Origin of the sequence: Thermocatellispora tengchongensis (genome assembly GCF_014202315.1) — a bacterium.
Classification (GTDB): domain Bacteria; phylum Actinomycetota; class Actinomycetes; order Streptosporangiales; family Streptosporangiaceae; genus Thermocatellispora; species Thermocatellispora tengchongensis.
Genome location: NZ_JACHGN010000001.1, coordinates 238,870 through 262,737 on the forward strand (window position 1 = coordinate 238,870; position 23,868 = coordinate 262,737).

At 66.8% G+C, this 23,868-nt stretch carries 26 protein-coding genes and 2 pseudogenes; 10 read left to right on the forward strand and 18 right to left on the reverse strand.

Annotated features, from left to right (window positions below; genetic code table 11):
- Nucleotides 1-44: 44 nt before the first annotated feature.
- Nucleotides 45-425 (reverse strand): hypothetical protein, encoded by a 381-nt coding sequence (locus HNP84_RS01180; RefSeq protein ID WP_185047432.1) that lies wholly within the window; start codon nt 423-425, stop codon nt 45-47.
- An 88-nt stretch (nt 426-513) separates the two neighbouring features.
- The gene (locus HNP84_RS01185; RefSeq protein WP_185047433.1) at nt 514-684 is read right to left on the reverse strand and encodes a hypothetical protein; all 171 of its coding nucleotides are present in this window, start codon (nt 682-684) and stop codon (nt 514-516) included.
- 146 nt (nt 685-830) lie between these two features.
- On the opposite strand from HNP84_RS01185, the gene HNP84_RS01190 reads away from it, so the two are divergent.
- Both HNP84_RS01190 and HNP84_RS01195 read left to right on the forward strand, forming a co-directional pair.
- Entirely contained in the window at nt 831-1,109 is a 279-nt protein-coding gene (locus HNP84_RS01190; RefSeq protein WP_185047434.1) for a hypothetical protein, read from the forward strand.
- Nucleotides 1,110-1,303: 194 nt separating this feature from the next.
- Nucleotides 1,304-1,723, forward strand: coding sequence for a GntR family transcriptional regulator (locus HNP84_RS01195; protein ID WP_221335721.1), 420 nt, complete (start codon nt 1,304-1,306; stop codon nt 1,721-1,723).
- 200 nt (nt 1,724-1,923) lie between these two features.
- On the opposite strand, the gene HNP84_RS01200 is transcribed toward HNP84_RS01195, so the two are convergent.
- From HNP84_RS01200 to HNP84_RS01210, 3 genes are read right to left on the reverse strand one after another with little or no spacing between them, the layout of a single operon-like run.
- A complete protein-coding gene (locus HNP84_RS01200) occupies nt 1,924-3,159 on the reverse strand; it encodes a site-specific integrase (protein WP_221335722.1) in 1,236 nt (411 codons plus the stop codon).
- Entirely contained in the window at nt 3,156-3,359 is a 204-nt protein-coding gene (locus HNP84_RS01205) for a helix-turn-helix domain-containing protein (RefSeq protein WP_185047436.1), read from the reverse strand. The genes HNP84_RS01200 and HNP84_RS01205 overlap by 4 nt, the downstream gene beginning before the upstream one ends.
- Nucleotides 3,356-4,870, reverse strand: a complete 1,515-nt coding sequence (locus HNP84_RS01210; protein ID WP_246517696.1) for a replication initiator — start codon at nt 4,868-4,870, stop codon at nt 3,356-3,358. The genes HNP84_RS01205 and HNP84_RS01210 overlap by 4 nt, the downstream gene beginning before the upstream one ends.
- A gap of 113 nt (nt 4,871-4,983) precedes the next feature.
- Here HNP84_RS01210 and HNP84_RS01215 point away from each other — a divergent pair, with 113 nt between their 5' ends.
- A complete protein-coding gene (locus HNP84_RS01215) occupies nt 4,984-5,844 on the forward strand; it encodes a GntR family transcriptional regulator (protein WP_185047437.1) in 861 nt (286 codons plus the stop codon).
- A 226-nt stretch (nt 5,845-6,070) separates the two neighbouring features.
- Here the strand turns inward: HNP84_RS01215 and HNP84_RS01220 are convergent, their stop codons facing one another.
- Nucleotides 6,071-7,009, reverse strand: coding sequence for a DUF6414 family protein (locus tag HNP84_RS01220; protein ID WP_185047438.1), 939 nt, complete (start codon nt 7,007-7,009; stop codon nt 6,071-6,073).
- A gap of 395 nt (nt 7,010-7,404) precedes the next feature.
- Nucleotides 7,405-7,662 (reverse strand): hypothetical protein, encoded by a 258-nt coding sequence (locus tag HNP84_RS01225; RefSeq protein ID WP_185047439.1) that lies wholly within the window; start codon nt 7,660-7,662, stop codon nt 7,405-7,407.
- Nucleotides 7,663-8,240: 578 nt separating this feature from the next.
- Between HNP84_RS01225 and HNP84_RS01230 the strand changes: the two genes are divergently transcribed.
- Nucleotides 8,241-9,509, forward strand: a complete 1,269-nt coding sequence (locus HNP84_RS01230) for an NsdA family TPR-like regulatory protein (protein WP_185047440.1) — start codon at nt 8,241-8,243, stop codon at nt 9,507-9,509.
- A 227-nt stretch (nt 9,510-9,736) separates the two neighbouring features.
- On the opposite strand, the gene HNP84_RS01235 is transcribed toward HNP84_RS01230, so the two are convergent.
- The 8 genes and pseudogenes from HNP84_RS01235 to HNP84_RS01270 form a co-directional block, all read right to left on the reverse strand.
- Complete coding sequence (locus HNP84_RS01235) at nt 9,737-10,834, reverse strand: site-specific integrase (RefSeq protein ID WP_185047441.1); 1,098 nt, start codon at nt 10,832-10,834, stop codon at nt 9,737-9,739.
- A gap of 67 nt (nt 10,835-10,901) precedes the next feature.
- Nucleotides 10,902-11,081, reverse strand: a complete 180-nt coding sequence (locus HNP84_RS56650) for an excisionase family DNA-binding protein (protein WP_185047442.1) — start codon at nt 11,079-11,081, stop codon at nt 10,902-10,904.
- A gap of 10 nt (nt 11,082-11,091) precedes the next feature.
- Nucleotides 11,092-12,707 (reverse strand): annotated as a pseudogene (locus tag HNP84_RS01245) (replication initiator).
- A complete protein-coding gene (locus HNP84_RS01250; protein ID WP_185047443.1) occupies nt 12,704-12,889 on the reverse strand; it encodes an ADP-ribosylation factor GTPase-activating family protein in 186 nt (61 codons plus the stop codon). Before HNP84_RS01250 ends, HNP84_RS01245 begins: the two are co-directional and overlap by 4 nt.
- A pseudogene (locus tag HNP84_RS01255) lies at nt 12,886-13,560 on the reverse strand (cell division protein FtsK); the annotation flags it as partial. The gene HNP84_RS01250 and the pseudogene HNP84_RS01255, both read right to left, overlap by 4 nt.
- Nucleotides 13,491-13,796: a hypothetical protein gene (locus HNP84_RS01260; protein ID WP_246517697.1), complete on the reverse strand. Its 306-nt coding sequence runs from the start codon at nt 13,794-13,796 to the stop codon at nt 13,491-13,493. The pseudogene HNP84_RS01255 and the gene HNP84_RS01260, both read right to left, overlap by 70 nt.
- A gap of 115 nt (nt 13,797-13,911) precedes the next feature.
- Nucleotides 13,912-14,625, reverse strand: a complete 714-nt coding sequence (locus HNP84_RS01265) for a GntR family transcriptional regulator (protein WP_221335723.1) — start codon at nt 14,623-14,625, stop codon at nt 13,912-13,914.
- Nucleotides 14,626-14,929: 304 nt separating this feature from the next.
- Nucleotides 14,930-15,214, reverse strand: a complete 285-nt coding sequence (locus tag HNP84_RS01270) for a hypothetical protein (RefSeq protein WP_185047445.1) — start codon at nt 15,212-15,214, stop codon at nt 14,930-14,932.
- A gap of 350 nt (nt 15,215-15,564) precedes the next feature.
- Here HNP84_RS01270 and HNP84_RS01275 point away from each other — a divergent pair, with 350 nt between their 5' ends.
- The 5 genes from HNP84_RS01275 (at nt 15,565) to HNP84_RS01295 (ending at nt 20,083) form a co-directional block, all read left to right on the forward strand.
- Entirely contained in the window at nt 15,565-16,761 is a 1,197-nt protein-coding gene (locus HNP84_RS01275) for a helix-turn-helix transcriptional regulator (RefSeq protein WP_185047446.1), read from the forward strand.
- Nucleotides 16,710-16,961, forward strand: coding sequence for a hypothetical protein (locus HNP84_RS01280; RefSeq protein WP_185047447.1), 252 nt, complete (start codon nt 16,710-16,712; stop codon nt 16,959-16,961). The genes HNP84_RS01275 and HNP84_RS01280 overlap by 52 nt, the downstream gene beginning before the upstream one ends.
- Nucleotides 16,958-17,500 (forward strand): flavoprotein, encoded by a 543-nt coding sequence (locus tag HNP84_RS01285; protein WP_185047448.1) that lies wholly within the window; start codon nt 16,958-16,960, stop codon nt 17,498-17,500. Before HNP84_RS01280 ends, HNP84_RS01285 begins: the two co-directional genes overlap by 4 nt.
- Nucleotides 17,501-17,894: 394 nt before the next feature.
- A complete protein-coding gene (locus tag HNP84_RS01290) occupies nt 17,895-19,043 on the forward strand; it encodes a DUF4365 domain-containing protein (protein ID WP_221335724.1) in 1,149 nt (382 codons plus the stop codon).
- A gap of 257 nt (nt 19,044-19,300) precedes the next feature.
- Nucleotides 19,301-20,083 carry a transposase family protein gene (locus HNP84_RS01295; protein WP_185047449.1) on the forward strand — a complete coding sequence of 261 codons (783 nt, stop codon included), beginning with the start codon at nt 19,301-19,303 and terminating at the stop codon, nt 20,081-20,083.
- 503 nt (nt 20,084-20,586) lie between these two features.
- Here HNP84_RS01295 and HNP84_RS01300 read toward each other — a convergent pair.
- Nucleotides 20,587-20,739 (reverse strand): hypothetical protein, encoded by a 153-nt coding sequence (locus HNP84_RS01300; protein WP_221335725.1) that lies wholly within the window; start codon nt 20,737-20,739, stop codon nt 20,587-20,589.
- Between the two features lie 159 nt (nt 20,740-20,898).
- The gene (locus HNP84_RS01305; RefSeq protein ID WP_185047450.1) at nt 20,899-21,300 is read right to left on the reverse strand and encodes a RidA family protein; all 402 of its coding nucleotides are present in this window, start codon (nt 21,298-21,300) and stop codon (nt 20,899-20,901) included.
- Between the two features lie 101 nt (nt 21,301-21,401).
- On the opposite strand from HNP84_RS01305, the gene HNP84_RS01310 reads away from it, so the two are divergent.
- Complete coding sequence (locus HNP84_RS01310) at nt 21,402-21,785, forward strand: winged helix-turn-helix transcriptional regulator (RefSeq protein ID WP_185047451.1); 384 nt, start codon at nt 21,402-21,404, stop codon at nt 21,783-21,785.
- Nucleotides 21,786-22,061: 276 nt separating this feature from the next.
- Here the strand turns inward: HNP84_RS01310 and HNP84_RS01315 are convergent, their stop codons facing one another.
- A complete protein-coding gene (locus tag HNP84_RS01315; RefSeq protein WP_221335726.1) occupies nt 22,062-23,867 on the reverse strand; it encodes an alpha-amylase family glycosyl hydrolase in 1,806 nt (601 codons plus the stop codon).
- Nucleotide 23,868 lies beyond the last annotated feature (1 nt).

Genomic DNA, 23,868 nt, shown 5'->3' on the forward strand with positions numbered 1-23,868 from the left:
GGGCGGAGGTCGGCGGTCGAGTCGCCGACCTCCGCCCGGCTTGTTCAGGCCGTGGTGCGCTCCGCCGGAGCAGGGTCGGCCAGCGCGGTGAGCGGGTAGATCGCCACGTCGGTCTGTGTCTCCTCGCCGTCGATGACGACGAACAGCTCCAGGCCGACACCGTCGTCGTCAGCCGGGTACCAATGCAGTTCGGTGTCCGGGCCGTCGATCGCGCGCTCGAAGCGCTCGGCCCACGCCTCGGCGGCGTCCTGCCCGTCGAAGGGGATCATCGGGTGCCAGCCGGCCACGCTGCCCAGGGTCGCCACCCCGTTGATGGCAACACGCGGCCGGTGGGCGAAGCACACCACCCATGTCGTCTCGACGGCGGCGTCGGCCGGAACGAGCAGGGGCAGCACGCGCGGCGGGAGGGTGAAGGTGAGGTTCATCTCGCTCCTTCTCAGGGCTGGTGATGGGGCGCGCCCGCCCAGGGGTCGCACCTGGGCCCCGGCGTCGAACCGGTCGGGCTCGTAGGGGTCAGCGGGCGGCGCGCTTCTCCAACTCGGAGAGGTATGCCAAGTCCTCGGCGGTGTCGCGGCCCTCGGCGTGCAGGCGCTCGGCCCACCCGCGTTCCTGGGCGAGTTCGGCCGGGGAGAGCCGGTCGAGGCGGCCGATGTCGGCCGCCAGCAGGTCAAGGGGATTCTGCACGGCGTTCTCCTTGCTCGGGCTTGTCGGTGGGTGTACTACACCATAGCCTCGGTGTATTACACCTGCAACCAAGGAGGGACCACCGTCCCATGCGCTACCGTGATCCTGTGCCGAGCAAAGGTCGTCCCGGGTCAAGAATCGCCAGCTTGCGAGTCGATGGCCCCGAGTGGGAAGGGCTCCGCGTCGCCGCCGACTACACGCGATCAGACCGGTCCAAGGTGTTGCTCCAGTTCATCGACTGGTACCTGTACCGGCCCGGTGCCGCACTGCCCGAGCGGCTTCCCCTCGACCTGCTCGCACAGGTACTCGCTCGGGCCGTCGAAGGGGCGCCCGAGGAGACGGAGAAGGACCGGCAGCGCAAGGCCGACCTGGAGATCATCGCCCGAGAGGTGGCCGCCCGCGCGAGAGAGGCGCAGAAGGACTGACCTGCAAACGGACAAACGCCCCCGGCCGTACGGCGGGGGGCGTTGGTGTGTCAGCAGGCTTTCGCCCCGGCCGCCGGCGAGGGCTAGTCGGGCGGCCGGAGCTACCTCGGGACACTACCTCATGTACGTACAACCAACCAGACGTACAAGCTGACAAGATCTATATGCGGCTCGTCTGCCCATACGCTGCCCGCGTGGAGATCAACCGGAGAAGCTATGTGCCACTCCACATCCAGCTCGCCGACATCCTTCGCCGTCGCATCCGCGCCGGCGACCTGGCGGCCGGCTCCACCCTGCCCACAGAACACCAGCTCGCCACCACCTACGGGATCAGCCGAGACTCCGTGCGCAAGGCCCTGGCGGTGCTTCGCTCAGAAGGCGTCGTCATGACGACCCGGGGAGAAGGAACACGCGTTCGCGCCGTGCCGGAGCGGCGCCGGATCGCGCTCGGCCCCGGCGACGAGGTGGTCATCAGGATGCCGACCCCCGAGGAGCGCGCCGAGATCGGCATCGACGAAGGAGTGCCCCTCGCCGTCATCTCCCGCCCCGGTGAACCCGATGAGATCGTGCCCGCGGACGAGGTGAAGTTCACCGGAGGTGGGGCGCCGCAGTAGCGCGGGCGGCGTGCCGGGCGTGCGTCAAACGTGCGTCAGACGCCTGAAATCTAGGGCGGTTCGGTGACGATCCCTGCGACTCATCTTGTTGTCTCCGTCCCTGGTCAAAGGGCGATTCCCCTCTCTGACCTGCGGCCCCTGATCGCTTCCTGGAACGCTGATAAGGAAGAGGTCCCAGGTTCAAGTCCTGGTAGCCCCACTCAACTCAGAGGCCATTTCCAAAGATCGGAAGTGGCCTTTTCGATCTTCTGGGTGCCTAGCTGAGTGACTACGCCGTCTCGGTGTCCGCGTTGAAGATCCGATCCATCACGTCGGCCCCTTTCAAGAAGAATCGGCCGGAGCTGCTTCCGGTAGACCTTCTCCGTCACCACGGTCCCCTTGTGCCCGACGAGCCGGGCGATGTCCTCCACGGCGACCCCGGCGTCTGACATCAACGAGACGAAGCTGTGTCGCAGCTCTCGCGGAGTCCACTCCTCGGGATTCAGGTCCGTCCGCTTGAGGATCACCCGGAAGGCACGGCGCACATTGCCGGCGTCCAGCTCTGTCCCGTGCCTGCTGGCGAACACCAGGTCGTTCTCCTGCCAGTGATCCCCCGCCTTCTCCCGCGCGAGGTCCTGCCGTTCCCGATGCGCTCGTAGTGCGTCCACGCACAGTTTGGGCAGCGCCAGCGTACGGCGTGACTTCTCGGTCTTGGTGTCTCCCCCGACCCGTACCGACCGCCACACCATGATCGACGGCGGCACCGGCGGGTCGGCTTCCGGCCGTCCGTCGAGATCCACGTGCGACCAGGTAAGCGCCCGAAGTTCTTCGGTACGAGCGCCGATGAGCAGCGACACCACGACGTACGCGTACAGGTTCGCCTTCTCGGCCGCCTTGAGCACGGACACGGCCTGGTCGAGAGTCAGCGACTTCGACGGACGTCCCTCCTTGCCCTTGGGGATCTCGCACAGCATGACCACGTTCCGCTTCACCTTGTCGCGCGCCTGAGCGCGGGCGATGGCGCGCTTGAGAATGGAGTGGATCTTTCGCAGCGTCTCGGTGCTCAGCGTCTTCGCCTTGGCCGCCAACCAGCGGTCTACGTCATCAGCGGATAGCTCCCGTAGCTTCCGCGCCCCGAGAGCCGGAATCACGTGCCGCTCGGCCAGGATGCGCCGGTTCTCGACTGTGGACGCCTCACGGCCGCTGAGCCCGAACTCCAGCCACTCCCGCACGGCATCGGAGACCGTGAAGTTCGGCGACGAGGTGGTCAGCCCGTCGTCGTAGTCACGGATGATCTCCTTGAGCTTCGCCTTGGCTTCGGTCTTGGTCTTGCCGCTGGCTTTGCGCACGATGCGCTTGCCGGCCGGGGTGTAGCCCACCGTCACCGAGGCGATCCACCGCTGGCGGTTCTCGTCCCAGTGCAGGCCGCCGTCTCCCCTGCTACGTCGTGCGGTCATGACGCTTGTGCCTCCTGTTCGAGTAGATCGATGTACTCGGCGATGGCCGACGCCGGGATCAGCCGGGTGCGGCCCTGGGTGACCGAGCGCAGACGGCCCGATCGGATCAGCTCATAGATCACGCTGCGGCTCATGCTCAGCAGGAACATCGCCTCGTGGACGCGATACAGCCGCCGCTCCGGCGGTCGCAGTGAGGTCATCCGTCCTCCCGCCGCGCCGCGATCGACCGGGCCAGCGCGACCCGCTGATGGATGTGCTCGGCCATGATCGCCTCATCCGGGGTGTAGCCGGTCCCAGCGAAGCGCCAGTGCGCCAGCGCGAGCGTGGTCTCCTCCTCTAGCCCCGGCAGCCCGTACCGCTCCCGCGCTTCGCGAGCCCGATGCTCGAAGCGCGCTCCCCGTAGCGCGCTCATGGTGGTGGAGTAGCGGCGGCTCTTAGTGGCGAAGTGGCCGCGAAAGCCGAGCATGTGCGCCCATGGCCGTAACCGGAGATCGGCGAACTCGGCCCGCGCGCCCAGTTCCCAGCAGGTGCGGATCATCTGCCGGGCGTGCTCGGTCACCGGCAGCAGGTCCAAGTTCAGGCCCGGCTTGATCCCGGTGCCCGCGCACCGCCCGCACCGCCCGCGCGCCCGTCCCGTGCCCTTGCAAGGCCCGCAGGACAGCCGGTAGTCCACCGTGCCGGACGCCTCCGCGCCCTTGCTGGCGTACTTGGCGATGTAGCCCGCCACCGCCTGTTCGCTCAGCCCTTCCAGCGCCGCGCCGAGCACGATGGGCCGGATGTCGAGCTGATCGCCCCACGCCAGGTCCCACACGCCGAGCCCGCTGTGCGGGGTGGGCACGCGCACCGCCTTGGCCGCCGCCGGGATGGCCGCGACGAGCAGCCGATGATCGGCCCACGGGGGAGGAGGTTCGCCGGCCCCGCCGGGACCGTCCAGCCGGATCACCGCGTGGAAGTGCACCAGACCGCGCCGCTGATATTCCGCGACCTTGGCGAACGACACCCGCACCCGCTGGTTGAAGGCGCGCCGTGTCATGCCCGCCGAGCGTGCCAGTTCCCGGCGCATGGCCAGGGTGAAGCGGTGCCACAGCACCCCGGCGTGCGCCTGCCACAGCACCGCGCCTGGGTAGTCGTAGCAGTCGGGGCAGATCGGCTGCCCAAGCCGGTCATCATGCGGCTCGTGGCGCTCCCGGCAGCCCACCGGCCGGTCGTGCTCACACCGCTTGGCCCGGTCACGCGGACGGCACGCCCGTACCCGTCCGTTTCGCTCGCGTCGTGTGTGCACCGGCCCGAAAGAGGGAGCGGTGAGAGTGGCGAACACGCGGGGATGGGCGCTGACGGTCTCGGGGACGCCCTTGCCGCCGGACAGGCCCGCGCGGATCAGGTGGAAGGTGTCGGCCTGGTAGATCTCCGAGCAGGCCGGGCAGACCGAGGCGCGGCGGTTGCCGCAGGCCACCAGCAGATGCCCGGACGGCTCATCGGCGGTGGCGTAGTGGTGCAGGATCTCGCCGGTCTCCCCGTCCACGATCATGGACTCTCCGGCGAGGTGGATCGGGTTGGCGCATCCGCCGGTCGCGGCGACCATGGAGCGCCAGCGCGCGAAGCCGGGATCGTTCACCACGCGCGCCAGGTCGGTGAACCACTGTGGGTGCCGTTCCATCGGCATGTCCTCTTGTTGATCGCCGTTGTTGCGTGGCCGTACCTCCTTGCTCATGTGCAACCACCTCCTCCGCATAGCTGACTACTTGTACTACAGGTTGCCATGCATAGACCGGCGATGGCAACCTGTAGTACAAGTTGCTATGGAAGGAAGCGAGGGAGAACCCGATGGACACCGAAGACAAGGACATCCGCTGGCGCACGATCGCCACCGACCTACGCGCCGCCATCCTGGACGGCCGCTATCCCCCCGGCGCGGCCCTGCCCAGCGAACCCGAACTCGTCCGCCGCTACGGCGTCTCCCGCCCCACCGTCCGCAAGGCCATCGACACCCTGGTCACCGACGGCCTGGCCTACGTCATGCGCGGACGCGGCTCCTTCGTCCGCCCCCTCCCGCAACGATCGGTGATCCTCATCGGCGACAAGCAGCGCCCCGACATCGCCGCCCCCGGCAACCACCCCCACATCCGCGCCTACGGCTGGGACCTGGGCCTACAGGACTCCGACACCCTCAAACGCACCGAGCACCCGCCCTTCGGCGACGAGCGCACCACAGCCGACCGCGCCACCGCCGCCCTGCTGTCGGTACGCCCCGGCACCCCGGTCATCCGCCGGCACAGCCACTGGACCCTGGAGAACGGCAGCCACATCGAGATCAACTCCTGGACCAAAGCCGATCTCGTTGCCGGCTGGGAGGACCAGAAGCGCTACCACCAGTTCCGCAAGCGGCCCGCGTTCTTCTACCAGACCTTGCAGCGCGAACACGGCCGCATGCGATGGATCACCGTCACCAGCGCCCGCATCGCCTACGAAGACGAGCGCGCCCCGCTCGGCCTGGACTATGCCGAAGCCCTCCTGATCATCCACCGTGCCATGGTGGACGAGCAGGCGCGAACCGTCGAGGTCACCGAAGTGAAGGCTCCCGCCAACCGCTTCGAGATCGCCCACGCCGCCGAGACCGGCCACGACGAACAGGAGCTGTACACCCCTGGGCAGTCGGCCGAGGAAGGCGTCGTGCTCATCGTCTAGGGTGGCTCAGACTTTCTTCACTGGTTCAAGGCGGCAGCGCTCCGCGCCGCCGCAGCGGCCCTGCGCCTGCCCGCATCGCCGGGCGTGCGGCCTGGGGGCCGGTCCCGGCGTGCGGCAGGACTCCGGGCCGCCAGTCGTATTACCAGTACTATGTCGATAGTCCCGGCCTACGTATTGACGGAAGCGGCGTTAATTTAAGGGTCTTAGTCCATGATCGGTGTGGCTTCTAGACGAAGATTGCCATCGGAAGAATCTGCACAGCTGGTGCATTAACGATGGGATCGGAAGCTCCAAGGTTCAGGCCCGTGTTATTCATACTCAATATCACCTGCCTTGCCTCGTCGGATCCTGTGACACCCATAACGGTTCGGCGAGTTAGATTGATCGTCTCACCTTCTCCCAGTACTCGGGTGACCTTGCCTAGAGTCGTGAACTCGCCGGCGCGCAGATATTCATTTATTGTGGTGTCGAAGTAGAGGGATGAGACCGTAAGTACAGCCTTAATGTTGCTTGGAGTTTCTAGAAGAACGTCATGAACGGGAGACTCGTCGAGATCTTGCCGCATCTTGATCAGGAGCTTCTTGGTGAGCTCTTCCTGTGTCGAGCTTGCAGACTCTAGAGCCTGCTCCGGGGCCTGGTTCGTTCCTCGCTTGGCCGGATTGCCGGACCTTCGACGCGCGGAGGAGGTAGCGCCTTTGCCTCCGTTCGACATCTCGTCGAGGTATGGGAGTATCTGGGCGATGAATGCGAGTATATCTTCTAGGGGATTGCCTACGTATCGCCCTGAAATCTCCACCAGTTGCCCTGGCGTCAGAGAATCAATGTGTTCCGGCTTGTCGATGGTTACGATTTGCTCGTCATCATGAAGATATGAGTAGAGAAAGTTGAAGAGGCTAGCATTGGTGTGCTGTCTTGCGGCCTTGTACTCTGATGAGTCTTCAGATTTGCCGCTCGCGAGGAGGTTGGCGTTGGCCTCACCTCCGAAGAAAGATCCGATGGAGGGTATCTTAAACTTCCCCCCACCTTCCCCCTTTATTTCTCGCCCCTTTGTTGTGCGATCGATGGCCTCTGTTTCGAATGCTACGCCGCCGTCCAAAAACGCGAGAAAGCTCACCATCATTTGGGTGTCGAGATACAAAGGATGGGCAAGGCTGTACTTAGACATGCCAAGGTTATAGCACGGATCTAGCAGGTGTGTGTGCAGACTGTGTTCAGGCACCCTCTCTTCGCGTATCTCTGTCCAACTTCGTGCGGGATGGAGATATGTGACGCATGAGACGGGCGTTTCCTGAACGTGTATTTTGCTCACATATAGCGGTTGGGGCGTCGTGGCTGAGGTCCGTGCCTCCCCCGCCCCCGCTACCGGATTGTTCGTGGCCCTCGGTCGGCGTCAACTCCGTCTGTGCGGGTTGGGTGGGGGGGCTCGCGTGTACGTCGTGGCGGAGGGACACGCGAAGACGGATTTGACACCTCGGTCGGGCCACGAGATCCGGCAGCTATCGGGGGCGGGGGAGAAATGGGCCAGGTTTGATTCCTGGCGGGCGTGGCGAGGCGGTCCCCTCAGATCGCGTCGCCACGCCGGTCCTTGATGATCTCCCACTCCTCATCAGAGACAGGTGGGATGCCGAGCGACCGTGCCGCCTCATCCAGCCCAGGCCGGGACAGGTCCCAGCGGCGGACGACATCAACCGCCTGCTTGTCCCCCTCACGCGCCACGATGACCGCCAGTGCGGCGCCTACTCGCGCCACCGTTTCACGCGTGGCCCTGATCTGCTCCTCCGTTCGGGGCGGCAGGTCGGCAGGGTCCCACGTCGGCATGGGCAACATCAGCCGACGCCACCCACGGGGGTTCCGGCCCGATGAGCCTCCTGCAACGCCAGACGGCGATCAGCCACGCACCGGGCGACGGTGGTGGGGTTGTCGGTGCCGTACGTCGTGTACAGACGGCGGCCCGTTCGCTCCGATATCTGCCCGGTCCACCATCGGTAGACGTAGCCGTCCGTCCACACGAGGAGATCTGCCCAGACGGACACCAGAGCGACGCCGTGACCCTCGTGGACATCCGTGGAGACGCTCAGGGACAGGAGCGCGTCCTGCAATCGCTCGGCTGCCCGTGCGGCAGGGGTGCGGCGGACGGCGGTGTGTGGTCGAGTCGTGGGCTGGGCGAGACGCATCTGTTGTGGGTCGAGCGGCAGCCGTATGGTCATAGGCTTTGGCACGGATCGCACCTCCAGCGTGCGGTCAAGGGACCCGTACGGCGGCGCAAACGCCGGCGGGTCCCGCTGTTCGAAGACGTCGTGTCCATGACATCGCCGCAGGTGCCCCCGCTGACAGTGCGGATGAGGGAGACTGGGGGAGACGAGCGGACCTCCGAGTCTCCCCACGAGGTGGACGCGATGCGTGATGTTCCGGTTTGGGCGGCGCGGCTGAGCCGTGAACGACGGGAACGGCTGTGGACACAGCGCGAGATGGCCAAGCGGCTCGTCCAGGCCGCAGACGACCCGCAGGCCCGCGCGCACTTGCCTGAGCGAGAGTCACTGGTCCGCATGATCAAGGACTGGGAGGCGGGCAGGCACAAGCCGAAGGACCCTTACCGTGTGTTGTACGGCCGGGCGTTCGGTATCGACGAGGCCGAACTGTTCGATGATCGGCAGGCGACTCGGGAGCCGACGTCCGCCGAGGTTACGGACGTTCCGATTCCTTCGCTGCCGCTGGCAGCCATAGCGCCCGATGCGGACCTGTTCGAGCGGATCACTCACGCGGTCGAGCAGCCCAGCCGAGTTGATCAGCAGACGGTGGAGTGGCTGGAGACCTGCCTTGCCGAACACCGCAAGGTTGAGGACACCATCGGTTCTCGGCCGTTGCTGGGGATCGTGCGTCAGCAACTCGGCGTAGTGGTCGAACTGGCTCAGCACGCCAGGGGTTCGCTCGCCGATACGGTGGTAGACCTGGCCGCGCAGTACGCACAGTTCGTCGCGTGGATGTCCCTGGACATCGACGACCAGGCCGCCGCGCTCGCCTGGTACGACCGTGCGCATGACTGGGCACTGGAGATCGGCGACGTGAATATGGCGACCACCACGCTCAGCATGAAGGCGCACCAGGCATGGAGCGCGGGCAACGCTCGCAGGTGCATCCGACTCGCCGATGCCGCGCGCTGGCACGACGGCCAGGTCACGCCCGGCGTACGGGGCATGGCTCAGCAGATGGCCGCCCGAGGTCACGCGCTCGCGGGTGATGCTCGGCCTGCCCGTACGCTGCTGGACGGAGCCGAGGCCCTGATCCGGCAGGCCGCCGAGCGCGCCGACGACGAGCCGGCCTGGATGTACTTCTACGACGAGACGTGGTTCAGGCTTCAGCGCGGGATGATCGAGCTTCAACTTTCCAACTGGTCCAGGGCGATCGACCTGCTGTCTGAGGGGTTGTCCGGCCTACCGGAGACCTACAAGCGGGATCGTGCCTGGTACGGCTCATGCCTCGCCATGGCGCACACCGAAGCCGGAGACGCGCGGGCGGCTGTACAGGTGAGCCTGCCCATCGTGCGCGAGGCCGTGACCCTCAACCGGCACGCACGCAAGGAGTTGGTCAACGTCTCGGCCATGCTCGCCGAGCGCAGGAGCCCCGAGGCGAATGTCCTGGTCGAAGCCCTAAGGGAGGCTTCCTAGGTGGGTGACTAACTGGGTGACGACGACCCCGGACAGGGTCGAACAGCGCTGGACGCGGATGGATCGCTCGCCCAGGTGGGAGCGGGTATCGCCCATGATCCCGCCCCCACCAAGGTTGCCTGATAAGGAAGAGGTCCCAGGTTCAAGTCCTGGTAGCCCCACCACGGAAAACGCCCCGAAGCGATCAAGCTCCGGGGCTTTTTGCTGCAACGCGTACTGCAACGGCCTCACTCGAACAGGTCGCCTACCTTGGTGATGGCGTTCTGCCGGCTCTCCTCGTCGCCGTGCGTGTAGATCTCCATCGTGACCGAGATCCGGCTGTGCCCGAGGATCTCCATGGCGTCGCGCGGCGCGACACGGAGCTTCTTGAGGAGCGACGCGGCGGTGTGCCGAAGATCGTGAACCCGTATCGGCCGCAGGCCCTCCGCGTCGATCATTCGGGCGAACGACCGAGCGAGGTTGCGGGGCTCGATCGGCCGGCCCGACTTCGTGGTGAAGACGAGCCCCGTTTCCGTCCAGCTCTCCCCCGCCCGATCCTTAAGGATCTTCTGACCCGCACGCTGGATCTCCAGGGCTTCGCGTACGACGCCGACCATGGGCAGGGAGCGATTTCCCGCCCTAGTCTTGACGGGCGCCTGATGCAGTTCCTTGCCCACTCTGACGAGCTGCTGGCGAATGTGGATCTGGCCCTCATCGAAGTCCAGGTCCATCCACCGCAGGCCAAGGGTCTCCCCACGGCGCAGGCCGTACACCAGGAGGAGCACGAAGGCCGGATAGAGCGGATCGAACCGCGCAGCCTGGAGGAAGGTACGCGCCTCATCAGCGGACCATGGCTGGTTGCGCTTGGACTCGTTCGCCGGGAGGGTGGCCAGCCGGGCGACGTTCCGGCTCAGGATTTCCTCCCGCATCGCACGGCTGAGCGCAGCGCTCAGGACGTTCCGCATGACGTGAATGGTGCCGATCGAGTGCTCTCCGTTGAGCTTGCCGTTCAGGAACGTCTGAACATCGGCCACCGTGAGTCGGTCGAGCTTCTTACGGCCGAGTCCCGGCTTGAGGTAAAGCCGCACCATGGTTTCGTACTTGGCGTAGGTCGTCTTTCGGATCGAGTTGCGGGCGACCTCGTTAAGCCAGTAGTCCAGATACTCCCCCACCTTCCAGGGACGGTCGGCGGTGGGAACGCCCCTCCTGGACTTGATCTTCATGTCGTCGATCTTGGCGCGCACCTCGTCGGCGGTCTTGCCGTACACGGTCTTGCGCTTCTCGGTGCCGTCCGTGGTGAGGACGTAGACCTGTCCACACCACTTGCCGTCCGGTCGCTGGTACACGGTGCCCTCATTGTTGGCACGCCTGCGCCGGGTCTTCCTGGCAGAGTTCTGGGAAGAGCGTTCGCCATCACGCGGCCTCTTCCATGAGGTGGTCAACGAGCTGGGTTATCGAGGTGACTGGTACGAGCCGACGCCGACCGGCCTTGATCGTCTTGACTTCGCCTGACCGGATGAACTTGTAGAGGGTCCACCGGCTGACGCGGAGCTGTGAGGCGGCTTCTTCCACCGAGAGAACAGGTCCGTCCATCGCCACTCCCCTAGGCCGCTTCCGTAGTTGCCGAAAGATCTTGACCGTGTGCTTGGGCTTCCAGATCGCGCAGGTGGTTGCGCCATCGCTGGCGTTCGTGGATGGAGCGCAGAAGTCGTACGGCCAGTGGGGGCACGTTGCCGTCTCCGGCCGGGACGGGCTTCCAGGTGTAGCGGCGAGGGTCGGCCGGCTGCTGGTCGATGCCGAGGGCTTGCAGGACCCAGGTACGGCGGTCCTGCTTGTGTTCGGCCAGGGTCTTGTTCGACCACTTGCGGGAGACCAGGACGCGGCGACCGGCGTAGCCGAGGTGGTCGGGCTTGTGTGCCTTGCCCCGGCACCGGCCGGGGGTCATCCCGGGTTTGGCGGCCTTGGGTTGGATGCCGTAGCGCAGCCAGTTGGCGCAGGTTGGGGAGCAGGGTTCGTAGCGCAGTGCCTCCACCAGTCGCGCCGCGTGTTCACGCCTGGTGGGGGCGTCAGTGTCGAGGGTGTCGCCGATGCTTTTGGTGAGGTACTTGGACAGGTAGCGGATGCACTGGTCGGCGTCCGGGGTGCCGGCGAGCACGCCTTGGATGTCGAGCTGGTCGCCGAAGCGGATCATGTGCCGGGGTTCGGCGGTGTCGTCCTGGTCGAGCTGGTCGAGGGCTTCGTGCCAGGTGGTCAGGACCTCACCGGTTGCCGGGTCGAGGTAGCCGACGCTGTCATCCCAGACGGGCAGGTGCTCGCCGTCGAAGATCGCGCGATCGACGGGAGGCCACCACACTTGGTGGTAGGTTGCCGCCGCGATCTGCTTGACCTCGCGTCGGGGGAGGGTGCCGCGGATGGCCATGTGCAGGTGCGGGGAGAGCCGCTTTTGCGGTTCGACGGTGGCGAAGTACTGCACGTCATAGTCGGCGACGCGACGGAGGTTCTGCACGAACCGGTCGACCAGTTTGGAGAAGTGCAGCGCATCGCGAGCGGCACGGGCGTAGCGTAGGTGTCGGGATCGATCGGCACGCCGTCGCGCACCCGCCCGTAGGAGGGCAGGGTGAGGGTGACGAACAGCGACGGCCGGTAGGTCTTGCCGTCCGAGCCGACGAACGTGCGGCCGAGGGTGGTGTGGGTCATCTTCCGTCGAGGGAGGTCGGGCGCGTCCTGCCGCCGCTTCGTTGAGCGTGTGCGCTTGCCCGCCGTACGGCTGAGCACGTTGCCGCGCATCCCGGCCGCGTTGATCTCGGCGTCGATGCCGGCTATGGCCGCATCCAGGTCGGTGGTGTCGTGGCCGGCCTTGGCCGCCCGGTCACGTTGAGCTTGGACATCGGCGCGGAACTCCACCAGCCACCGCTGTTCGTCGGTGGGGTCGTCGGGGGTGATGGCGGGTTCTTCGTCGAGGTGCCAGCCCTCGCGGCATTGGGCCATGCGGAGCTGCCGGTTGCGCTTGGCGCACGGCGGACAGATGTTGTCGAGGGTGGCCCCGCACGGTACGTCGATGATCTCAATTTGTCCGGTGTGGGTGTCGGTGCGCTGGAGCGGGACGGGCCGGATGCACACGCCGTGTTGTTTGGCGACCTCTTCCACCACATCGCGAGCCAGCGGCATGGCTTGGCGGACGGCGCGAGGCAGGGCGCGGTTCGGGTTCGGGGTGGTCATGCCGCCCCCCACTCGCCGAAGTCCTCTCCCTCGTTGCCCTGGTCGTATGCGTCGTGGTGGATCAGCGCCCGCTGCCCGCACTCGCCGCACTCGACCATGCCGCGTACCAGGTCCAGCCACAGCGCGTCGAGGGTGCCGCAGTCGGAGCAGCGCAGTCCTTCCAGGCGGTGAGTCGGCCTCATGCGGCATCACCGCCGTAGGCAGCCGCCATGTCCCGGATGTCGTCGTCGCAGACGTAGGCCGCCCGAACCCGGACCGGATCCGGACTGGATTCGAGTCGGACGTAGGCGACGCCGGCCCCCTGCTGCGGGCGGGAGGAGATCAGGTCCGCGTGTGCGCCCCGGTCCCGCGCGCCGTCGCCGAGGACCATGTCCACCTGCTCGGACTCATCCAACCTGAGTGCGATCTTGTCCGGGAACAGGTTGCGGATGTTCATGACCTCCTTACGCGGGTCCTGAAGCGCGGCCAGGACGCCGACGCCGACCGCGCGGCCTTGGGTGGTGAGGGTGGCCAGCGCGGCGGAGATTCGTACTCTCAGGCTCTTGTCGGACTGGTAGGCGGTCAGGAACGCGACCTCATCGACCACCACCAGGATGAACGGGTCCTGTTCGGTGGGGGTGTGGTTGCGCTGGATGCCGGCGAACCGGTCGGCTCGTTCCTGCATCACCGCAACGGCCGCCTCTAACAGTTCGGCGCACTCGGCCGGGGTCGCGGCGTACCGGTCGCCGAACAGCTCTCGGCCGTAGGACAGTTCCATCCGCTTGGGATCCAGCGCCCAGATCTCTACCAGTCCGGCGCGGGTGGCGGGAAGGAGGCCCCGGATGATCGACCACAGCCACGAGCCTTTGCCGGCGGGGCGGGGGCGAGAATCTTCACCGACACCGTCTTCTGCGCGGCCTTCAGACTCGGGTCGGCGTCCATGACGGCGACCTGCCAGACCAGCTCACCGGAGTGCTTGTCACGGGCCTGGACGAACCGCTCACGGGTTGAGGCATCGAAGTCCTTGACCGGCTCCACCTCGCCGACGAGGTAGCAGCCGTACGGGAAAACCTGGGTGAAGGTGACGGGGATCGGACCTTGCAGAGCCATACGAGCTATCTCCTTAACTCGACTGACAGGCACTTGACCTATCAACTCCTCCGAGCATAGAAAGAGCCCGCTTGATAGGTCGAGTGCCTAAGCGGGCTCGGGTGGTGAGACTCTGCTAACCGATCGGATAGGCATCCTCCAACTCGTGACGATCCGCCGGCAACAACACCTCAGCCACCGCCAACGGCTGCCCCGACGCATCCCGCACGGTCCCGTAGACCGCCAGCAGCGGCACACTGCGCCCCATGCCCAGCCGTCTGCTCTCCTCCGCGCCGGGCATCCGAGCAGTGATCTGCTCCACCACATGATCCGGCCGCAACGCCTTCCGCGCCGACAGATGATCGGCAATGCCCTCCGTCAGCGGTTCGGCGCTCGTCAGATCGGTACCTTGGGCCAACTCCGAGGGCACCCACACCGACACCAACTCGGCCGGCTCACCATCCCGGCTGATCAGCCGCCGCCGCACGAACGCCTTACCCTTCGCCGGCAGGCCAAGCAGAGCGGCGACCCGGTTAGGCGCGGTGAGCACACCAGCTTCCAGCAGCTCCCCGGCCGAGCCGTCCTCCGGCGCGGTCAGATACGCCTGACCGGTCCGAGGGCGATCCGCCTCACGGGCCGGGCGCCCCCGCACGAACCGGCCCTTGCCCTGCTGGGACTCGATCCACCCCTGTTCACGCAGCACCCGCAGCGCCGCCACCACAGTCGGGCGGGAGACGCCGAATTCTTGGATGAGCTGGTTCTCACTGGGCAGCAGCGAGCCAGGGGGATAGGTCCCGGATTCGATCCGCCGTTGCAGGGTTTGCACCAGTTGCGCGTACTTCGGCGGCACGGACTCTAGCGACATGATGACCGTTTCTCACCCGACAGGTTGTTTGACTAAGCTGAGGGTAACTCCGCCCCGCCCTGCCTGTCTACGCGCGCCAGCGCCACACAGCAGGGCGCTTCACAGCACAAGGCCCCGGCAGAGGACCGAGCACGAGGGGCACCTTGGGTGGGGCGTGACGCGCGACTCGATCATCTGCCGGGGGATCGTGAGGCGTGACGAGGCAACGAATTCCGCTCCCTGGTCACGGTCCGGCGCTCCCCCTAAAGACCGCCAGCCGCCCAAGAGGGCCGCGCCCCGCCACGCCCGCCTATGACCGGCCCAAGAACTCGGCCAGCGCCGCAGCCGCGCCCACCGGATCGTCGGCCGGATGCCGTACCTTGCCCGACTGCCAGGAGTAGAACGCGCCGCCGTAGCTCATCACCACCCACAACGGCGTACTGTCCTCCCGCGGAATCATCAACGCACTGTTGTTGTCCCGCAGGTTGGCCACCACCCCCACCGCGATGAGCTGATCACGTAGCCGGACCAGCCTCGCCGCGTCCTGTCCTTCCATCGCCACCTCTGTCAGCCTGGCGGCCATCAGTGGGTTCACCGCTCGCTCCCTTCGACCCGGCCGCTTGCGAGGCAGTCGAGACACTCCCGCTCCCCAATCCGCTCGTCATCGCCGGCCCCGCCGTCACCGAGCAAAAGGGCACGGCGAGAGCTGAGCAGCTTCCGACCGCGTCCCCGACATGCCGGGCAGGGCAGTAACTCGCTGGTCTCATCTGGCCGGGGCACCGTCGCCATCTCCTCATGTGTTCGTCCGGCGCTCCCTACTGCGGAAGCCCGCTTGACGTACCGTGGTTGGTTGATGGCAAGTCCACCGGCAAAGCGAGACGAGGAAACCCCCCACAAGCCCCCCTCTTAACCCTTTTCGATCCCCCATCGGAAAGCAGGCCATCGATGCCAGAGACGCAACCGAATGTCCGACTCCGGGAATGGCGCACCAACGCGAATTTGTCACGCGCAGAAATGGCCAAAATGGTCAACCTCACCCGTAGCGGCATCAGACATGGCCTGACCTGCGATGAGGAACGCATCCGCCGATGGGAGGCGGGGGAGGTGTCCTGGCCTCGCGAGCCGTACCGCCTGGCGCTGGCCGAGCTGACCCACCGCGATCCCGAAGACCTGGGATTCGCCCCCGTCAAACGTTCCCGCGCGCAGACAGGGGTCAGAGATTCCCCCATACGGGTTGATACCCTCACAATCACGCCAAGCGTGACGGACCTCCTCAGCCAGGGAGAGGACGAGGACGACGTGCGACGCCGCGAATTCGTCGGCCTTACCGGGGCCGCTCTATTCACCGCGGTCATCGGCGAGGCCAGCCACACCGGCACGACCGATGACCCCATTGAAAATCTGGCCGCCGTCCTGGTCGACTACTCCACCCCGGTAGACGGCCCCATCGACCTTGACCGCCTCGCCGCCACCATCGCGACCGCCAAGCAGAACTACCAGGCGTGCCGCTATTCCCAGGTAGCCAGCGCTCTACCGGCCCTCCTGCGCAACGTGCGGGCAGCCTGCGCACTGCTGGACGGCGACGCCCGGCTACGCGCTCACGCATTGTCCGCCGAGGCCCACCAGGTCGCGGCCTCCATCCTGCTCAAGCAGGAAGACAAGGGCATGGCCTGGCTTGCAGCCGACCGCAGCATCCACGCCGCGCACGCCAGCCAGAGCCCGCTCATGATCGGTGCCAGCTCACGCACCATCACCCATGCCCTGATGGACGGCGGACACCACCGCGCCGCTACCGATGTCACCCGCATCGCCGCCCAGCGCATGAACGCCGACCTTCCCGCCAACCCATCGGCAGACGAGTTGTCCATCTACGGATCGCTGCTGCTGCGGGGAGCCGTCGCCGCCGCCAAGACCGGTAACCGGCACGCCATCGCCGAACTTCTCGACGAGGCAGCCGACGCCGGCCGCCGCCTGGGCCACGAGGGCAACCACATGTGGACGCGTTCGGCCCCAACAACGTGCTATGCCACCGCACCAACATCGCGCTCCAACTCGGCGACGCCGGAACCGCGATCGACTACGCCCGCCAGGTGGACATCAACGCCCTGCCAATCCACGAACGCAAAGCCACCCTGCTCGTAGACACATCCCGCGCCTTCCTGATGTGCGGCAAACACGAGCGCGCGCTCAACATCCTGCGCGCCGCAGCCGACATCGCCCCCGAAGAAGTCACCGGCCGCCCCGCCGCTCTACGCCTGGTGCGTGACATCCTGGCCACCGCGCCCATCAGCGTCCGCCGCGAAGCCCGCGAATACGCCGCCACCCTGGGAGTTCACGCGTGACCCAACCCGGCAAGGTCCTCTACATCATCGTGTGCGCCGCCGGCCCCGCCGGAGATGTCGGCCGCCTGGTCACCCTGGCCCACGACGAAGGATGGACCGTCCAGGTTATTGCCACCCCCAACGCCACGGACTTCATCGACATCCCCGCCCTGGAGAAACAGACCGGCCGCCCCGTCCGCAGCCAGTACCGCAAACCCAGCGAACCCAAGAGCCCTCGCGCCGACGCCATCATTGTGGCGCCCGCCACCTACAACACCATCAACAAGTTCGCCCAAGGCATCGCCGACACCTACGCACTTGGCCTGCTCTCCGAAGCCCCCGGACTAGGCATCCCCGTCGTGGTCCTGCCGTTCGTCAACAGCGCCCTAGCCTCCCGCGCGCCGTTCCGTCACAGCGTCGAATCGCTCCGAGCTGAAGGCATCCGCATCCTGCTCGGACCCGGCCAGTTCGAGCCTCACGCGCCGAGCACCGGGGGAGACCGCACCGACGCCTACCCATGGAGCCTCACGCTCAAAGCACTTGCCGAATTGGCCTCATAGGAATCAAGCGGCGGCGCGCCGCGCCGCCGTACCCCCGGCCCTCCGCCCGCCCGCCGTCCGGGCGTGCGGCCTGGGGGCCGGTCCCGAACGGCGGCGGGACACCGGGCCGGCCACCGCACGCCAGCCCCGCCGTACCAACCGTACGCACCGGCCGGGGTTGCCGTGCCGCCGCACAGATGCAGCCCTTACGATCGCCACGGCATGACCGGTCACCGTACGTGCTTTGGGGCGATCGACGAGCCAGGGTTCGTTCCTCACCCTGGCTCACCGGATGGCGTGGTCGGCCAGCATCTCTGGTTGATGTGGCGCGTCCGTTTCTCATCCGCGTTCCAAGAAAGACATCCCAAGGGAAGGAGCTTCCGATGGCCATGGGCGAGGGGAATGCCGTGATGCCGTGGCAAGCTCCCTCAGAAGCATTCGTGGCACGGTCCTGTCGGTGGTGGCGATTAAAGTCATATCGCGATTGACGAAGGGAGAAGAGTTGCCCAGTGTTCCCAAGAGTCGCAGACCAGGCCGTGCCGCTGTCAATGCGCTTCGCACGCTGCTGGAACAGCATGATCATATAGTTCAGGAGATTGATGGCCAGAACGACTTTGGTGAGGACCTGCACGTAACCTTCACCCAGGACGGTCGGGTTACGGGCGACATGATCAAGGTGCAGGTCAAAGGCGGGAGCTCCTGGCGCAGAGGGGGCGGGTACGGCGTTCCAGTCGGTCACCACGCCGATACCTGGGCCGATGGCAACGTACCAGTATTCTGTGTCGTCCATGACGCGGAGACTGGCGTCCTGCACTGGGCCAATGCCACGGAGCAACTGCTCTTGGCACGCCGCGAACGAGTGATGCTGACGACCATCGAGGTCAACTCCAGAGACCGGCTGGACGATGCTTCCCTTGCCGCTTTCGTCCTGCAGGCCCGGCAGTATGCGAACCGCTATCAGGGCAACCAGGCGTTGCGCATATGGCTCGGCGAGATGGCGGGTGTGGAGTTCGGGACATCCGACGTCGTGATGCACTTCGTCAACGCCTTGGGCGAGGACCTGATCTTCTGGCAGCGTCAAGGTGAGGGATACGCTAAGTTGCTCCACAGCGACCTTGACTGGGAGCCGCGCTGCATCTGGCCCGAGGTTCTGCGGTTCAGGAGCGCTGTCCCCGTGGTTGCGGACATCATCCTCGACAAGGCGGAGGCATTCTGGCTGGCCGCCTGCTTTGAAGCAACCGACTGGGCGCGCAAGCCTCTCCCCGGGCGCGAGCCAGCCGAAGCTGGGACCAGGGGTCGCTGGGAGTACGGCTTCTCGGCTCGCGTCGGATGGCCGAGCGATAGATTGACCTCCCGGCGAGAACTCGTTACTGCCAAGGAACTCGTGGCGGGTGACCGGATCTACTGGCTAAGCCGGCGCTGGAAGGAGCGGGGACGGCTCGTCTCCGAAGTCTGGGAGTCTACTGAGGTGCCCGGCGCCGTCTGCGTCCGCTTCGATCAACTGATGCTGGGGGACACCTTCTGGCCGGACGAGCGCTTTGCTCGGCTGAAGCAGGAACGTTAGATCCGATCGTCGGTCCTCGTTCTGATCGGCACCGTCACCCGGCTGTCGATCTTGGTCGAAGGCGCGATGGGAGCGCGGATCGATCGCTGCCCGGCCCTCTTGCCGCAGCCCCCATGGCGTGCAATATACGTGCAATGAGGCTTTTCCAACCTGATCGCGCACGTTAGCAGGGGTGTGCGCCGGGGGGTTGGCATGAGAAGAGGCTCCCGGTAAGACAGCAGTCGACCAAGATCCGATGCCCCAACCGGAGAGCCTCGTTGCTGTCTTACCCTGCCGCCATCCCGCTGTCCAATCACACCCTGATCCGGCTGGCCGATCTGATCCGCGCGCATCGGGCCGAACGCCGATCACGATGGCGACGTCTGGATGCCGCCCGGCAGGCCCTGCTCGTCCTCGCCCATCTGCGTAACGGCGACACCTACGCCCGCTTGGCCGCCGGGTTCGCCATCAGCACCACCACCGCCTGGCGCTACGTCCGCGAAAGCATCGACCTGCTCGCCGCACTCGCCGATGACGTTCAAGCCGCCGTCTTACGTGCCGGTCGGCTGGCCTACGCCATCCTCGACGGCACCTTGATCCCCATCGACCGGCTGGCCGATGAGCGGCCGTACTACTCCGGCAAGCACCGACGCCACGGCATGAACGTGCAGGTCCTGGCCGATCCAGCCGGTCGGCTGGTGTGGGCCTCGCCCGCCCTGCCCGGCGCCACCCACGACCTGACCGCGGCCCGCACCGTCGGCCTCATCGACGCCCTGACCACAGCAGGAGTGCGGACCTTCGCCGACAAGGCGTACCAGGGTGCCGGCGGAACCATCCGCACCCCTTTCAAGCGCCACCGGCACCGGCCTCGACTGTCACGCCACCAGAAGGCGGTCAACCGCTCGCACGCTCGCATCCGCGCCATCGGCGAGCGCGCCGTCGCCACCCTGAAGACCTGGAAGGTCCTGGCCAAGCTGCACTGCTGCCCGCGCCGCACCACGCGGATCATTCAGGCCATCCTCGTCCTGCAAAGGATCGAAGACGGCCGTTACTCAGGATGAAAGGGCTCAATGATCATGGCATTGACGGCGCCGGAGGCATGATGCATACCAGGTCAGATACTCCCTCGTCGTTGGAACGGGCACGCGCTGTAAAACCGTCGGCGATCGCTCCGTGCGGCGACCGTGGCGGTCTCGTCCCCCTCGCTGGTTGAGTGTCCCAGGCGCGACCGTCGTATCAAGGGCGCCTACGGCGTCGCTATGCGATCAGCTTCGCTGACCCTTGACACGGCGGCCTCGTCCTGGGGTATGGCAGCTACGAGGAGGACGGAGGAATGGGGGATGGGGCCATACTGCAACCGGTACTGCAACAGCCCCTCACGACCGCTCACGATGACGACCTCTGGGCACCGTCGAGGGCAGTAGATGTGCCCCCGATCGTGTGCCCGAGGGTTCTGATAAGGAAGAGGTCCCAGGTTCAAGTCCTGGTAGCCCCACTCAACTCAGAGGCCATTTCCGAAGATCGGAAGTGGCCTTTTCGATCTTCTGGGTGCCTAGCTGAGTGACTACGCCGTCTCGGTGTCCGCGTTGAAGATCCGATCCATCACGTCGGCCCCTTCAAGCAGAATCGGCCGGAGCTGCTTCCGGTAGACCTTCTCCGTCCCCTTGTGCCCGACGAGCCGGTCGATGTCCTCCACCGCCACCCCGGCATCCGACATCAGCGAAACAAGCTGTGCCGCAGCTCCCGAGGAGTCCACTCCTCGGGGTTGAGGTCCGTCCGCTTGAGGATGACCCGGAAGGTGCGGCGGGCCTTGCAATCGCGTGTACCGGGGTTGCGCGAGTCTTACCGGCACCCCGGGACGTGCGAGGAGGAGACCTCAAGCGGGCAGCTTCGTGTCGATGACGAAGCTGATTTCGATGACCTGGCCGGGCAAGGTCAGTTCAGTGATGCCCACGACCGTGCTGGCCGGGCGGTGGTCGCCGAAGTACCCCAGGTTGCCCTCCGCCGCCGCCGCGGCATTCTGCCGCAGGTTCACCACGTACAGGGTCTGCGAGACGACCTGGTTCCGGGTGGCGCCGTAGTGGTCCAGGACCTTGTCCATGTTGGCGTAGGTCTGCTTGAGCTGGGCGGCGAAGTCGCCCGCGTAGAGGAACTCGCCTGCCTCATCGAACGAGAGCTGCCCAGAGACGTGGATCAGGTCGCCGGACCTGATCGCCTGTGAGTAGCCGAAGTCGCTCTCGGCCGGCACGTTGTAGGTGAAGACATCAACGGTGGTCACGGTGCTCGCCTTTCCGGTTCGCTCTCTTGTAGTTACTCGGAAACTGTAGGAGAGTGACGGTTGACATGGAAGAACGCACTTTTCGGTGACTGAGGAACCTGATGGTGACCAAGCAACTACTCAAGGGCCTGCCCGAGAACGCTGACCTGCGGCGCGCGGACTCCCTGGCGCGGGAGATCTTCTCGGATGTCGCCAACAAGTGGGCGCTCCTGATCATCGAGGCGCTCGGCGAGCGCACCCTGCGCTTCGGCGAGCTGCGGAACGAGGTCGAGGGCGTCAGCCACAAGATGCTCACCCAGAACCTGCGCATGCTGGAGCGCAACGGCCTGGTCGACCGGAAGGTGCACCCCACCGTGCCGCCGCGAGTCGAGTACACCCTCACCGAGCCGGGCCGGGCCCTGCGCACCGCGGTCGACGCCATATGCGGCTGGACCCACCAGTACCTCGGTCACATCGAGAGTGCACGCGGCCGTTTCGACGCCTGACGGGGCACGCAGCGACACCCTCGCGTGTTGCGTGAATCCTTGATGGGGGCGGCCAAGATAAGCCGAAAAGGGGCAACGCCCAGGCCAGAGGGGTACCGGGCGGCGGCCCGGCCGCGGCGGCGGGCCGCCTCCAGGCCGTCCCTGGTCTTGCTGACAATAACGACGGGTGTGCGGGGAGATGGGCGTCGCGCTGACCGGGGCGGCGCTCGCCTCCCGCACGTGGGCCGCTGCCGCATCACCCCCTCGACGGGCTCGCCCGGTCAAGTGTCGCTTGGGCTAACGGCTGTTTTCGAGTCGCCACACGTGGAAGGCCGGGCCGTCGGCGGGCAGGGTGACGGTTCCGTCCGGGGCGGGGGTGATTTCGGGGCCTCCGTGTCGTGGGGTGCCGGCGACTCCGAGGGGCAGGCGTACGGGGTCGTGGGCCGCGCGGGCGGCGAGTACGAGCAGGCGCTCCCCCGCTCGTTCGCGGACGAAGGCCAGGGCGTCGGCGGAGGCGTGGAGCCAGCGCAGGCCGCCGTGCCGTAGGGCCGGCTCGTCCCGGCGCAGGGTCGCGAGGCGGCGGTAGGCGTCCAGGGTGCCGGTTCGCCACGAGTCCGGGCGATGCCAGGGCATCGGCCGGCGGCCGTCCTCGGCCCAGGCGCCCTCCAGTCCGAGCTCGTCTCCGGCGAGGACCATCGGGGTGCCCGGCAGGGTGAACAGCAGGCCGGCGGCGACCTCCACCAGCGCCTCGTCCCCGCCGCACACGGTGCGAATTCGAGCGGTGTCGTGCGAGCTGAGGATCGACCAGGAGTGGACGAGCGAGCGCCAGGACGTCAGGGCGGCGAAGGCGCGCATGGTGCGTACGGCATGGTCCGCGCCGAGGCGGGGGATGGGCGCCGGCAGGCCGAGGAAGGGCAGGCGGACCTCCGGGCCGCGTAGCCAGGACCATACCGGCCGGGTGAAGCCGGCGTAGTTCATCGTGCCGTGCCAGCCGTCGCCGTCGAGGTCCGCCGAGGCGTCGTGGGCGTGTTCGGCGATGAGCACCGACTCGGGGTTCTCCTCGGCGGCGGCGTGCCGGATGCGGGCCGCGACCTCACGGGTGAGGTCGATTCCGCGCAGGCGTCCGGTCATGTTGGCGACGTCGATCCGCCAGCCGTCCAGGCCGAAGCGGAGCCACCTGCGTACGACGGATTCGGCGTCGTCGGCCATGAGACGGCGGAGGCGCTCGCTGGTCCAGTTCAGCTTCGGCAGCGAGGCCACGCCCATCCACGCCTCGTAGCCGAGCGCGTCGTCGCCGAAGTGGAACATCTCCCGTTCCGCGGCGTCCTTGTCGCGTGCCGCCGCGGTGAACCACGGGTGGGTGGAGCCGCAGTGGTTCGTGGTGAGGTCGCCGAGGACGCGGATGCCCCGCCGGTGCGCCTCGTCGATCAGGGTGCGGTAGGCGGCGTCGCCGCCCAGCAGCGGGTCGATCTCGGTGAAGGAGGAGGCGTTGTAGCGGTGGTTGGACGGCGCGGGGAAGACCGGGGTCAGGTAGAGGGTGTTCATCCCGAGGCCCGCCACGTGCGCGAGGTGTGCCGTCACGCCGTCCAGGTCGCCGCCGAAGAGCTGGACGGTCGTCAGCGGCCCTGCTCCGGCGACCGGGTCGTCCCAGGCGGCCGGGACCGCCCAGTCGGGGTACGCCCGCTGCGCTCCGGAACGGGCGAAGCGGTCGGGGAAGATCTCGTACACCATCGCGTCGGCCGCCCAGGCAGGCGGGGCCGCGTAGGACAGCAGCCGGAAGTCCCCCGAGTCGGGGACGTCGTGGTCGTGCAGGCCCGCCGCGTTGAGCCAGCGGTAGCCGCCGTGGCCGGTGAGCAGGAAGCGGTAGCGCGTCACCGGGTTGCGGACGACGACATCGGCCCGCCACCAGATCTCGTCCCGCGTCTCCCGGTCCACCACCGCCTCGGTGAAGTGCGGTTCGCCGTCGGGCGTCGAGCGCACGTGCACGCCCGTCCTGTGGTCCTTGGGGGTGCGGAGGAACACGGTGACGGTCTCACCGGGCTCCGGCGTGAGCGTGCTCACGTGGTCGGCGGAGCCGTCGTGGTGGAATCCCCGATCGAGCAAA

Coding starts and splice junctions, on each gene's coding strand:
- HNP84_RS01180 (WP_185047432.1), bottom strand. CDS start 425: ATGAACCTCACCTTCACCCTCCCGCCGCGCGTGCTGCCCCTGCTCGTT.
- HNP84_RS01200 (WP_221335722.1), bottom strand. CDS start 3,159: ATGACCGCACGACGTAGCAGGGGAGACGGCGGCCTGCACTGGGACGAG.
- HNP84_RS01205 (WP_185047436.1), bottom strand. CDS start 3,359: ATGACCTCACTGCGACCGCCGGAGCGGCGGCTGTATCGCGTCCACGAG.
- HNP84_RS01210 (WP_246517696.1), bottom strand. CDS start 4,870: ATGAGCAAGGAGGTACGGCCACGCAACAACGGCGATCAACAAGAGGAC.
- HNP84_RS01215 (WP_185047437.1), top strand. CDS start 4,984: ATGGACACCGAAGACAAGGACATCCGCTGGCGCACGATCGCCACCGAC.
- HNP84_RS01220 (WP_185047438.1), bottom strand. CDS start 7,009: ATGTCTAAGTACAGCCTTGCCCATCCTTTGTATCTCGACACCCAAATG.
- HNP84_RS01225 (WP_185047439.1), bottom strand. CDS start 7,662: ATGCCGACGTGGGACCCTGCCGACCTGCCGCCCCGAACGGAGGAGCAG.
- HNP84_RS01230 (WP_185047440.1), top strand. CDS start 8,241: ATGCGTGATGTTCCGGTTTGGGCGGCGCGGCTGAGCCGTGAACGACGG.
- HNP84_RS56650 (WP_185047442.1), bottom strand. CDS start 11,081: ATGGACGGACCTGTTCTCTCGGTGGAAGAAGCCGCCTCACAGCTCCGC.
- HNP84_RS01250 (WP_185047443.1), bottom strand. CDS start 12,889: ATGAGGCCGACTCACCGCCTGGAAGGACTGCGCTGCTCCGACTGCGGC.
- HNP84_RS01260 (WP_246517697.1), bottom strand. CDS start 13,796: ATGGCTCTGCAAGGTCCGATCCCCGTCACCTTCACCCAGGTTTTCCCG.
- HNP84_RS01275 (WP_185047446.1), top strand. CDS start 15,565: ATGCCAGAGACGCAACCGAATGTCCGACTCCGGGAATGGCGCACCAAC.
- HNP84_RS01300 (WP_221335725.1), bottom strand. CDS start 20,739: ATGTCGGATGCCGGGGTGGCGGTGGAGGACATCGACCGGCTCGTCGGG.
- HNP84_RS01310 (WP_185047451.1), top strand. CDS start 21,402: ATGGTGACCAAGCAACTACTCAAGGGCCTGCCCGAGAACGCTGACCTG.